Origin of the sequence: Nocardiopsis listeri (genome assembly GCF_020741345.1) — a bacterium.
Classification (GTDB): Bacteria; Actinomycetota; Actinomycetes; order Streptosporangiales; family Streptosporangiaceae; genus Nocardiopsis; species Nocardiopsis listeri_A.
The window spans coordinates 16,926-27,477 of the sequence record NZ_DYZD01000409.1; the positions used below are offsets into that span (position 1 = coordinate 16,926).

General features: G+C 69.8%; 11 protein-coding genes. 7 read left to right on the forward strand and 4 right to left on the reverse strand.

Translation table 11 applies throughout. The annotated features are described in order from the left end of the window. Positions 1–44: 44 nt before the first annotated feature. The 4 genes from K8V84_RS22025 to K8V84_RS22040 all read right to left on the reverse strand — a co-directional run bounded on the left by K8V84_RS22025 (position 45) and on the right by K8V84_RS22040 (position 3,699). Complete coding sequence (locus K8V84_RS22025; RefSeq protein WP_304078201.1) at positions 45–776, reverse strand: alpha/beta hydrolase; 732 nt, start codon at positions 774–776, stop codon at positions 45–47. 26 nt (positions 777–802) lie between these two features. Further along, positions 803–1,126 carry an ATP/GTP-binding protein gene (locus K8V84_RS22030; RefSeq protein ID WP_304078204.1) on the reverse strand — a complete coding sequence of 108 codons (324 nt, stop codon included), beginning with the start codon at positions 1,124–1,126 and terminating at the stop codon, positions 803–805. A gap of 93 nt (positions 1,127–1,219) precedes the next feature. Continuing rightward, positions 1,220–2,431 (reverse strand): 3-hydroxybutyryl-CoA dehydrogenase, encoded by a 1,212-nt coding sequence (locus tag K8V84_RS22035; RefSeq protein ID WP_304078206.1) that lies wholly within the window; start codon positions 2,429–2,431, stop codon positions 1,220–1,222. A gap of 56 nt (positions 2,432–2,487) precedes the next feature. Beyond that, positions 2,488–3,699 (reverse strand): MFS transporter, encoded by a 1,212-nt coding sequence (locus K8V84_RS22040; RefSeq protein ID WP_304078208.1) that lies wholly within the window; start codon positions 3,697–3,699, stop codon positions 2,488–2,490. A 106-nt stretch (positions 3,700–3,805) separates the two neighbouring features. On the opposite strand from K8V84_RS22040, the gene nucS reads away from it, so the two are divergent. From nucS to K8V84_RS22075, 7 genes are all read left to right on the forward strand, one after another. Continuing rightward, complete coding sequence (nucS, locus tag K8V84_RS22045; protein WP_304078211.1) at positions 3,806–4,483, forward strand: endonuclease NucS; 678 nt, start codon at positions 3,806–3,808, stop codon at positions 4,481–4,483. A 119-nt stretch (positions 4,484–4,602) separates the two neighbouring features. After that, entirely contained in the window at positions 4,603–5,469 is an 867-nt protein-coding gene (locus tag K8V84_RS22050; protein ID WP_304078213.1) for an ABC transporter ATP-binding protein, read from the forward strand. Continuing rightward, positions 5,466–6,320, forward strand: coding sequence for an ABC transporter permease (locus K8V84_RS22055; RefSeq protein WP_304078215.1), 855 nt, complete (start codon positions 5,466–5,468; stop codon positions 6,318–6,320). The genes K8V84_RS22050 and K8V84_RS22055 overlap by 4 nt, the downstream gene beginning before the upstream one ends. A gap of 5 nt (positions 6,321–6,325) precedes the next feature. Beyond that, positions 6,326–7,591, forward strand: a complete 1,266-nt coding sequence (locus K8V84_RS22060; RefSeq protein ID WP_304078217.1) for a sensor histidine kinase — start codon at positions 6,326–6,328, stop codon at positions 7,589–7,591. Between the two features lie 27 nt (positions 7,592–7,618). Next, the gene (locus tag K8V84_RS22065; protein WP_304078220.1) at positions 7,619–8,257 is read left to right on the forward strand and encodes a response regulator transcription factor; all 639 of its coding nucleotides are present in this window, start codon (positions 7,619–7,621) and stop codon (positions 8,255–8,257) included. A 93-nt stretch (positions 8,258–8,350) separates the two neighbouring features. Further along, positions 8,351–9,019, forward strand: coding sequence for a DUF1707 domain-containing protein (locus K8V84_RS22070; RefSeq protein ID WP_304078223.1), 669 nt, complete (start codon positions 8,351–8,353; stop codon positions 9,017–9,019). Positions 9,020–9,250: 231 nt separating this feature from the next. After that, positions 9,251–10,552, forward strand: a 1,302-nt coding sequence (locus K8V84_RS22075; RefSeq protein WP_304078224.1) for a M28 family peptidase, incomplete at its 3' end; no start/stop codon positions are given.

Below are 10,552 nucleotides of genomic sequence, written 5' to 3' on the forward strand. Positions count from 1 at the left end.
CTGCTTTCGTCCGGGCACCGCCGGGTGCCGGCGAAGGCGCGAAACTATACGGTGTCCTTCTCCCAGGGGCCGTCCCACTCGGTGGGCAGCGGATACGCCCCAGGGTTGACCCGCTTGACGACCTCGTCGAGGACGCGGCGCACATAGGGTTCGCCGACCCACAGGTGCTTGGCGCCGTCCACCGCGATGATCTCCGCCTGGGTGAGGGGGGCGAACCGTTCGCGGGCCTCCTCGGGCTTGAGGAAGTCGTCGTGTTCGGGGACCAGCGCCACCACCGGCTTGCCGGACTCGGCCCACACCGACATGTCCGACTCATCGGCCCGGTGCAGCGGCGGGGACAGCAGTATGGCGCCCTTCACCTGGGGGTCGCAGCCCCACTTGAGCGCCAGTTCGGTGCCGAAGGACCAGCCCAGGAGCCAGGGTTCGGGGAGCTCCTCGAACTCGGTGAACTCGATGGCGGCGAGCACGTCGTGCTTCTCCGCCTCCCCCTCGCCGAACTCGCCCTGGCTGGCGCCGTGCCGGGAGGTCGTGCCCCGGGTGTTGAATCGCAGAACCGCGATGTCGGCCAACGCCGGCAGCCGGAAGGACGCCTTGCGCAGCACGTGGCTGTCCATCATGCCCTCGGCGGTGGGCAACGGGTGCAGGCACACGATGGTGGCGGCCGGCTTCCCGCCCTCGGGCATCGCCAGTTCCCCGACCAGTTCCAGACCGTCGGCGGTGTGCAGGGTGACGGGGCGCCGATCGGCGGGCAGCACCGTGGTGGCTCGGATCTCCATGGCTCCTTCTTCGGTGGGGTCCGGAATCAGTATCGAGGGGCCCTGGGTGAGCGGTGGGAGCGCCGTTCCCAGCAGGAGGAGTGCCAGTGTCGCCGATCGCCGCCGTCGCCGTAGGGGCGCCAGGCGACCACGTGGGGCATGCCGGTGGGTATCTCCTGGGCACAGCCGGGACAACGGTAGACCTTGGTGGCGGCCGATCCCGGGATGCGGCGGGTGACGTACTCACCGTCCGGTCCGGTCTCACGGCGTTGCCCCCCGGTGATGCGCAGCATGAGGGCGTCCTCGTCGGGGGGACCGGCGGCCGCCTTACGGCCGGACTTACGGCGGGGGCTGTTTCGGCGCGGGCTCACCCTTCAAGGGTAGAAGAGAGACGACAGTGGCCGCCATCACACCCTGGGGCGCGATGACGGCCGACGCGCGACGAAGGCCCCACCCGAAAGCGATCAGGCGTGGCAGGCGCAGCCGCCGTGGCCCTCGGACTCCTCCATGTCGGGCAGGCGGTCCATGAGCAGCGGGGCGGGCACCGCGATGGTGGTGAGGCCGTACTCGCCCATCGACACCAGGGTGGTGATGACGGACTCGGCGCCGCGGTCCTCCAGCAGCTCGGTCGGGCCCTTGGGGTAGCCGCAGCCGAACCGCATGGCGGTGTCGACGTCCTTGGCGGAGGCGTAACCGTCGCCGATCATGCGCATGGCGTCGTCGATCTGCGCCGCGATGAGCATCTCGCCGATGTCGAGGGTCTCCTCCTCGCGGACCATCTGGGCGAGACGACCGGTGCGCTGGGGCTCGGGGGCGTCGTCCTTGCCCTTGTAGAAGCCCTGTCCGCTCTTGCGACCGAGACGGCCGGCGGCCACCATGCGGCGCAGCAGCGGGGACGCGGAGTAACGCGGGTCGCGGAACTCCTCCCACAGCACGTCCATGACGGCCAGGCACACGTCCAGGCCGACCAGGTCGGCGAGGGTGAGCGGGCCCATCGGCAGGCCGGCGGCCTTCTTGACGGACTCGTCGATCTCCTCACGGGTGGCGATCTGGCGCTCGTAGAGACGGATGCCGTCGTTGATGTAGGGCACCAGCAGGGCGTTGGCCACGAAACCACCGCGGTCGCCGACGGTGATCGGGGTCTTGCCGATGCGCTTGGCGACCTCGGTGACGACGTCGACGGTCTCGTCGGCGGTGGAGACGGTGGTGATGACCTCGGCCAGCTTCATGACCGGGGCCGGGTTGAAGAAGTGCAGACCGACGACCTTCTCGGGGCGGTCGGTCAGCGCGGCGATCTCGGTGACGGACAGTGAGGACGTGTTGGTCGCGAGGATCGTGCCGGGAGCGCAGATCCGGTCGAGGTCGCCGAACACGTCGCGTTTGATGTCCATGCGCTCGGGGACGGCCTCGACGACGAAGTCCACGTCGGCCAGGTCCTCGCGGGACGCGCTGAACGTGAAGCGCGCGTCGATCTCGGAGCGTTCCTCCTCGGTGAGTTTGCCCTTGTCGACCGCACGAGAGAGGGACTTGTCCACGTGACCTCGGCCGCGGTCGAGGGCGGCCTGGTCGATCTCGACCCCGACGACGTTGAAGCCCGCACGGGCGAACACCTCAGCGATGCCCGCACCCATCGTGCCCAGTCCAACGACGCCGACCTTCTTGAATTCCTGCACCATGGGCCCCACTTTAGACGCCCTGCCCCACAAGACCGCGCACCGGTACCCGTTCCGCCCTACTCGCTGGTAGTCCGACCGGGGGTCGGCCGGCGCCCCGCCGGGACCACCGCGATCGCCGCCGCGGCGAAGACCGCGCCCACCGCGAACACCCAGGGCAGCCCGGCCACCGTGATGACCACGGCCATGAGCAGTGGGGTGAGCGTGGTGCTGATCGCCTGCAGCCAGTTCTGCACGGCGAGCGCCCGACCGGCCCACGCGGTACCGGCGATCTCCGCCACCGAAGTGAAGGTCAACCCGTTGTGCCACATGGTCAGGACCAGGCAGACGAGCACCAGCGGCACCGCGCTCCACGACCAGACCTGTGGCAGGAACGTGAGCAGGAGCAGGACGAGGGTGCCGGACACCGCGAGGGCGCGGACGGGCCGCATGCGTTCACCGGTGCGGTCGGAGACCGCGCCCAGGACCAGACGTCCGACCGCGCCCGGCACCTGCGCGGCGGCGACCACGACGCCGGCGGCGGGCGCGCCCCACCCCTGTTCCTGTACGAGGTAGAGGACGGCATAGGTCATCAACGTGACCTGGGGAACCCCCAGGAGCATGCTCACACCGTGCACACGCCAGATCGTCCACTCCCGGTAGGGCGAACGAGGCGGGACGCCTGCGGCCTCCCGCTCGTGTTCCTGTGTGCTTGGCGATCGTCCGGTCCGGGGCGGTTCCGTCGGCATGGCCAGGACCAGGGGGACCGCCACCAGGGAGAGCAGTGCCGGCAGGGTCATGGCCCCCACGAACCCCCAGGCCTCGGCGGCGCCGGGCAGCACCAGCGCGGACAGACCGACCCCCACCGGCAACCCCGATTGTCGGATGCCCATCGCCAGGCCGCGTTCCTTCGCCGTGAACCAGGTGAGCACCAAACGGCCGCTGGCGGCGTTGACGGGACCACCGACCGCGCCGAGCAACAGGAACACCGCCGCCACCGACCACAGGCCTGGCGCGATCCACAGCAGCCCGAGTGTTCCCGCGGTCAGGGACAGACTGAGCGCCATGGTGCCGCGCTCCCCCACCCGATCGATGACCACACCCCAGATCAGCAGGGTGAGCAGTAGCCCGAAGGACGGCAGGCCGGCCAGCACGCCGGCCTGGGCGGTGCTCACCCCGAAGTCCTCGCGCAGCCGCGGTAGGACCACCGGGATCCCGAAGATCGCCGAGACACTCGCCACCTGCGCGACCATGCTGATGGACAGGACGACCCAACGGTTGCGCATGAGCATCCGAACAGCCTAGGGCCGGCCACCCGACGGGAGGGTGCTTCGGTCTTGTCCCGCAACGCCCCGAACCGTCCCCGGGAGCCCACCGGAGGCGGTAACGTGACGTCCCGTGCGTCTTGTCATCGCGCGGTGCAGCGTCGACTATGCCGGCCGGCTCACCGCCCACCTGCCCATGGCTCCCCGCCTGATCCTCATCAAGGCGGACGGGAGCGTGTCCATCCACGCCGACGATCGGGCGTTCAAGCCGCTGAACTGGATGAATCCTCCGTGCAAACTGCGGGAGGAGACCGTCGAGGACGGCCCGGACGTGTGGACGGTCACGCACGACAAGTCCGGCGAGAAGCTCGTGCTGACGATGGAGGAGATCATGCACGACTCCTCGCACGAACTCGGCAAGGACCCCGGCCTGCAAAAGGACGGGGTCGAGGCACACCTGCAGGAGCTGTTGGCCGAGCACATCACCACGCTCGGTGAGGGCTACACGCTCATCCGCCGCGAGTACCCCACCGCGATCGGTCCGGTGGACATCCTGTGCCGCGACGGCGAGAACAGGACCGTCGCGGTGGAGCTGAAGCGCCGCGGCGACATCGACGGCGTCGAACAGCTCACCCGCTACCTGGAGCTGCTCAACCGCGACCCGTCCCTGGCCCCGGTCACCGGCGTGTTCGCCGCCCAGGAGATCAAGCCCCAGGCCAAGGTCCTGGCAGAGGACCGCGGCATCTCGTGCGTGGTCCTGGACTACGACGAGCTCCGCGGCATCGAACCCGACACCCTCCGTCTGTTCTGATCCGCGCCGCCCCCGAGAGGGCGCCTTCGAGACCCCGGGCCCGTGTCCTCCCACCGGAGGACACGGGCCCGTCCTCGTAGTGGATACCGCCGCCCTCCGGCTCCCGGAAGGATCGGAGCATGAGCGAGACGGTCATCGAGGTCACCGACCTCCGTAAGCGTTACGGCGAAACCGAAGCCGTCGCCGGCATCGACCTGGGCATCCAGCGCGGTGAGATCTTCGCGCTGCTGGGCCCCAACGGCGCGGGAAAGTCCACCACGGTCGAGATCCTGGAGGGGTTCCGTGGGCGTGACGGTGGAGAGGTCCGGGTACTGGGAGAGGATCCCGCCCGGGCGGGGCGTGCCTGGCGCTCCCGGGTCGGTGTCGTCTGGCAGAAGGAGACCCTCGTCCCGAAACTGCCGGTGCGCGACGTCGTGCGGCACTTCGCCGGCTACCACCCCCTGGCCGACGACCCCGACGAGGTGATCGAACGGGTCGGGTTGACGCACAAGTCCCGCGAACCAGCCGAGTCCCTGTCCGGCGGGCAACTGCGCCGGCTGGACGTGGCACTGGGCATCATCGGCCGCCCCGAACTGCTCTTCCTGGACGAGCCCACCACCGGCTTCGACCCTCGGGCGCGGCGGGAGTTCTGGGGACTGATCCGGGCCTTGGCCGAGGGCGGGACCACCATCGTGCTCACCACCCATTACCTGGAGGAGGCCGAGGCCCTGGCCGACCGGGTGTGCGTGATGGCGCGCGGTCGGGTCCGGGCGGTCGACACCCCCGCCGCCCTCGATGGGCGCGCCTCGGCGCAGGCCACCGTGTCCTGGCGTGAGGAGGGCGAACACCGAAGGGTTCGCACCGACGAACCCACCCGGGTGGTCGCGGAGCTGGCCGGCCGTTTCGTCGGTGAGATCCCGGAACTGAGCGTCCATCGTCCCACTTTGGAGGAGGTCTACCTCGGCATGATCAAGGACGACCACGCGACGAAGGAGGCCTCGGCATGAGCGCACCGGCGACCACCGGATCCCCCACCCGACCCGACCCGCCCTCTCCGGGGCGCCTACCGGGGACCCTGCGTCTGGGCCTGTCCCGGGGATGGCTGGAGATCCGCACCTTCTCCCGCGAATGGGAGGGGGTCCTGTTCACCTTCGTCCTGCCCTCGGTCGTCCTCACCCTGTTCGCGACCGTCATGGGCGACCTCTTCGACATGGGTGTGCCCGCAGTCGACTACTTCCTGCCCGGTCTCATCGCCATGGGCCTGATGTCGGTCAGCTTCCAGACCCTGGGTGTTTCTATCGCCACCGAGCGGGAGTACGGCACGCTGCGTCGGCTGCGCGGCACCCCGATGCCGCCCGGCGCCTACTTCGTCGGCAAGACCATCCTGGTGCTGTTCCTCGCCCTGGGTCAGGTGGTCCTGCTCCTGACAGTGGCCCGCCTGTTCTTCGGCGCCACCCTGCCGAGCACCGTGGAGGCGTGGGCCACCATCGCATGGGTGTTCGTCCTGGGCACCGTCGCCTGTTCGCTGCTCGGCATCGCGGTGAGCTCACTGGCCCGTACCCCGCAGGCGGCCTCCGCCGTGGTCACCTTTCCGTTCCTCATCCTGCAGTTCATCTCGGGCATCTTCGTACCGGTGATGGCCCTGCCGGAATGGCTGCTGAACCTCGCCTCACTCTTCCCGTTGTTGTGGATGGCCCAGGGCATGCGCGCCGCGTTCTTCCCCGAGGCCATGGCCGCACTCGAACCGTCGGGATCGTGGGAGCTGCCCACGGTGGCGCCGGCGCTGGGGATCTGGTGTGTGGTGGGCTTGGCCGTGACGCTGACGACGTTCCGTTGGAAGACCCGTAAGGACGGTTGACCGTGATGACGGACCCGGATCCAGAGGACGACGAGGACACCACCGCCCCGGGGGCCGGAGTCCGCCGCCGCGAGATCCGCCCCTCGTCCGAGTGGCACGCGTGGGACCTGGGGCGCTGGTGGCATCCCACCTTCACCGTCGCGATGCTCGCCATGATCGCGCTCGCGCTGATCAGCGGTCCGGAGCGGTGGCGATGGGTGACGGCCGCCCTGATGGCCACGGTCCTCGTGGTGTACCACGTGTTCGCCCGACCCACGTTCAGCACCGACAGCGACCTGCCGGGGCACCGACGGGCGCTGGGTCTGATGCTGCTGTTCCTGCTGCCGACCCTGCCCGCGTTCATCCTCAACCCGACCATGATGGTCTCGCTGATCGCGATCGCCCCGGTGTTCTTCATGACCGTGGGCAGCATGCACGCGGTGCCCGCCCTGGCCGTGCTGTTGCTGTTCCCGGCCCTGTTGGAAGGGTTGGCAGGGGGTGCCGACTGGAGATCGGTCGGGATCACCCTGTTGGCCAACGGGGCGATCCTGGGATACGCCCTGTGGTTCAGCGGCTGGATCGAACGCATCATCTACCAGAGCGCCGAGCGTTTCATGCTCATCGAACAGCTGAGTCGCAGCCGTGAGGAGGCCACCCGCCTGTCCGAGCAGGCGGGGGCGATGACAGAACGCGAACGGTTGGCCCGGGAACTGCACGACACCCTCGCCCAGGGGTTCACCAGCATCATCGCCCTCGCCCAGGCGGTGGAGTCGGAGTTGGACACCGACCCGGCGACCGCCCGTCGCCACCTGGCGCTGATGCGCGAGACCGCCGCCGAGAACCTGGCCGAGGCGCGCGCGATGGTCGCCGCCCGGCGAGCGGTCATGGTGGAGGGCGACGACCTGGATGGGGCGCTCAGCCGGATCGGGGAACGCCTCGGCCGCGAACTGGGTATCGAGGTGACCGCGACGGTCACGGGCTCCCCCGAGGACCTCTCCAACGACCTGGGGGTGTGTCTGCTGCGCACCGCCCAGGAGGCCCTGGCCAACGTCCGCAAGCACGCCGGGGCCGACAGCGCCCGGGTCGCCCTCGCCTACACCGACGTCGGTGTCTCCCTGACCGTGTCCGACGACGGCACCGGCTTCGACGCCTCCAGCCCTTCGGACGGCAACGGGTTGGCGAACATGCGCCACCGGGCCGAGGCGGTCGGCGGGACCCTGGACCTGGACAGTTCGCCCGGTCAGGGCACCACCGTCCGTCTCACCATTCCCCGCGACGAAGCGGAGGAGTGACCCGCGTCGCAGAGAGAAGGCCGCACCATGATCCGCATCCTCCTGGTGGACGACCACCCCGTGGTCCGCGAGGGCATTCGCGGCATGCTCAGCACCGAACCCGACCTGGACATCGTGGGCGAGGCCGGTTCGGGCCCCGAGGCGGTGGCCCGGGTCGCCGCCCTGGAACCCGACGTGGTCCTGATGGACCTGCGCATGCCCGGCGGCGACGGGGTGAAGGCCACCGAACGGATCCGCGCCGACCACCCCACCGTCCACGTGCTGGTGCTCACCACCTATGACACCGACACCGACATCCTGCGCGCGGTCGAGGCCGGCGCCACCGGCTACCTGCTCAAGGACACCCCGCGCGCGGAACTGGCCGACTCGGTGCGTTCGGCGGCCCGAGGCGAGACGGTGCTCAGCGGGCGTTTGGCCGGGAAGCTGCTCGCCCGCGTGCGACGCGATCCCGAACCGGAGAAACCGGCGACGCTGTCGCCACGCGAGGTGGAGGTGCTCCGCTTGGCGGCGGACGGGCGCACCAACGCGGCGATCGGTCGGGCCCTGGGTATCAGTGCGACCACCGTCAAGACCCACTTGATGCGCGCGTACGAGAAACTGGGGGTGGGAGACCGGACCGCGGCGGTGTCCCAGGCGATACGTCGCGGGTTGCTCCCGCAGAGGTGAGCCCCCGTTCCGCCCGGACCCGAGCGGGATCTCAGGGCCTTCTCAGGGGCTTTCCCGGATGCCGTCTCCGCACGCCCCAGGAAGAATCGAACTATGGTGGACATGATGAGCGAACTCACCCCCCACGAGGACGACAACGCACGGATGCGGGCGTCGGACGCCGACCGTGACGCCGTCGCGCACCGTCTCCGGGAGGCCCTGGCCGAGGGCCGTCTGGACCCCGACGAGCACGGAGAGCGTTTGGACGCGGTCTATCGCGCCAAGACCCTCGGTGAGCTCGTCCCCCTCACCCGGGACCTGCCGGACACCGGCGCCACGCCCACACCGGCCCCCACCGACTTCCGTTCGCCCCGTCCCGTCTACGGTTCGGGCCGGATCGTGGACATGCCGCCCAGCAGCCGCGCCGCGCTGGTCCTCATGGGCGGGGCCGACCGTTCCGGGAACTGGGTCGTCCCGGGCTCGTTCACCGCGGTGGCGGTGATGGGCGGTATCGAACTCGACCTGCGCGAGGCCCGGTTCACCCAACGCGAGACGACCATCTGGATCGGTACGGCCATGGGCGGCATCGGGATCATCGTTCCCGACGACATCCAGGTGCGGGTGCACGGCCTCCCGATCATGGGCGGTTTCGGGATCGAGGGGAACACCCCCAGCGTGGTGGACCCGGGCGCCCCGATCGTGCACATCCGCGGGATCGCGGTGATGGGCGGCGTGGGAGTCGAGTACCGGGCGCGCAAACACCAGGACGAGGACGAGAAGTAGCCGACCTCCGCCGCCCCACCCCCGTTTCGAGACGTTCCGGCCGGTCCGGGCCGTCAATCCAACCACAGTGTCCACCCGCGTGTAAGGTCTGTGGCTGATTGTGGCAATGTGGCGTGCCCGCCCTTGCCGCCGCCCCCGAGCGGTGCGAGGCTTCATCGGTACCTCGCCCACCCCACGCGTCCATCCCCCATTTCACGGTTCGATGGACCCCCGCATACGGGAGGAAGCATCGTGCGTCCGAACCATCCCGGGCATCCGCCCGCGGTCCCCTCGCCCCGACGTCACAGAGCCACCACCGCCGGTCTGGCCGCCCTGTGCCTCACCGCGGGCACCCTGGCCGGCGGCGCGGCCCACGCCGACGAGCTGCCCCTGTCGGAGGCCGTGACCGCCGAGGCGATCCAGGCCCATCTGAGCAACCTCGACACCATCGCCGAGTACAACGGCGGCAACCGGGCCAGCGGTACTCCCGGCTACGACGTCGCGGCCCTGTACATCGAGGACCAGCTCGAACGCGCCGGCTACGAACCCTACCGACACGAGTACGAGTACGAGTCCTGGAGGGAGAACACCCCCGCGGTACTCGCCCGGACCGCCCCGGACGAGCGCGCCTACGAGCTCGACGAGGACTACGTCACCATGAGCCACTCCGGCTCCGGTGACGTGACCGCCCCCGCCGTCGCGGTCAACGCCGACAGCGAGGAGAGCGGGTGCTCCCCCGACGACTTCGCCGACTTCCCCGAGGGCGCGATCGCCATCACCCTCCGCGGCACCTGCCCGTTCGGTGACAAGGTGCAGAACTCCGCCGACGCCGGCGCCTCGGCGGCCGTGGTCGTCAACAACGAGGACGAGGTCTTCCTCGGCACCGTCGGCGAGTCCTCCGGCATTCCGGCCATCGGTGTCTCCGGGCTGGTCGGCGCGGACCTGCTCGCCGCTTCGGACCTGGAGCTCCAGGTCACCGTGGACTCGGAGGTCACCCAGGAGAGCTCCTACAGCATCCTGGCCGAGACCTCCGGTGGCAAGGACGACAACGTGGTGGTCGTCGGCGGCCACCTGGACAGCGTCGAAGAGGGCCCCGGCATCAACGACAACGGCAGCGGGGCCGCCTTCGTCCTGGAGACCGCCCTGCGCCTGGCGGAGAAGGAGGACCCGAACAACAAGGTCCGCTTCGCCTTCTGGGGCACCGAGGAGTCCGGCCTGGTCGGCTCCAACGAGTACGTCGCGAGCCTGTCCGAGCAGGAGGTCGACGATGTCGCCCTCTACCTGAACTTCGACATGATCGGTTCGCACAACTATGGTCGATTCGTCCTGGACGGCCGCATGGACCTGCCCGAGTCCGGTGGCGCACCGGCCGGCTCCGGCGCGATCGCCAAGGTCTTCGAGGACTACTTCGAGGACCAGGGCCAGGTCAGCGAGCCCGGCGTGCTGAGCGGACGCAGCGACTACCTGGCCTTCATGCAGGCCGGGATCCCGTCCGGCGGTCTGTTCTCCGGTGCCGACGACATCAAGACCGAGGAGCAGGCCGAGTGGTACGGC

Coding starts and splice junctions, on each gene's coding strand:
- K8V84_RS22070 (WP_304078223.1), top strand. CDS start 8,351: ATGGTGGACATGATGAGCGAACTCACCCCCCACGAGGACGACAACGCA.
- K8V84_RS22035 (WP_304078206.1), bottom strand. CDS start 2,431: ATGGTGCAGGAATTCAAGAAGGTCGGCGTCGTTGGACTGGGCACGATG.
- K8V84_RS22025 (WP_304078201.1), bottom strand. CDS start 776: ATGGAGATCCGAGCCACCACGGTGCTGCCCGCCGATCGGCGCCCCGTC.
- K8V84_RS22040 (WP_304078208.1), bottom strand. CDS start 3,699: ATGCTCATGCGCAACCGTTGGGTCGTCCTGTCCATCAGCATGGTCGCG.
- K8V84_RS22055 (WP_304078215.1), top strand. CDS start 5,466: ATGAGCGCACCGGCGACCACCGGATCCCCCACCCGACCCGACCCGCCC.
- K8V84_RS22065 (WP_304078220.1), top strand. CDS start 7,619: ATGATCCGCATCCTCCTGGTGGACGACCACCCCGTGGTCCGCGAGGGC.
- K8V84_RS22060 (WP_304078217.1), top strand. CDS start 6,326: ATGACGGACCCGGATCCAGAGGACGACGAGGACACCACCGCCCCGGGG.
- K8V84_RS22050 (WP_304078213.1), top strand. CDS start 4,603: ATGAGCGAGACGGTCATCGAGGTCACCGACCTCCGTAAGCGTTACGGC.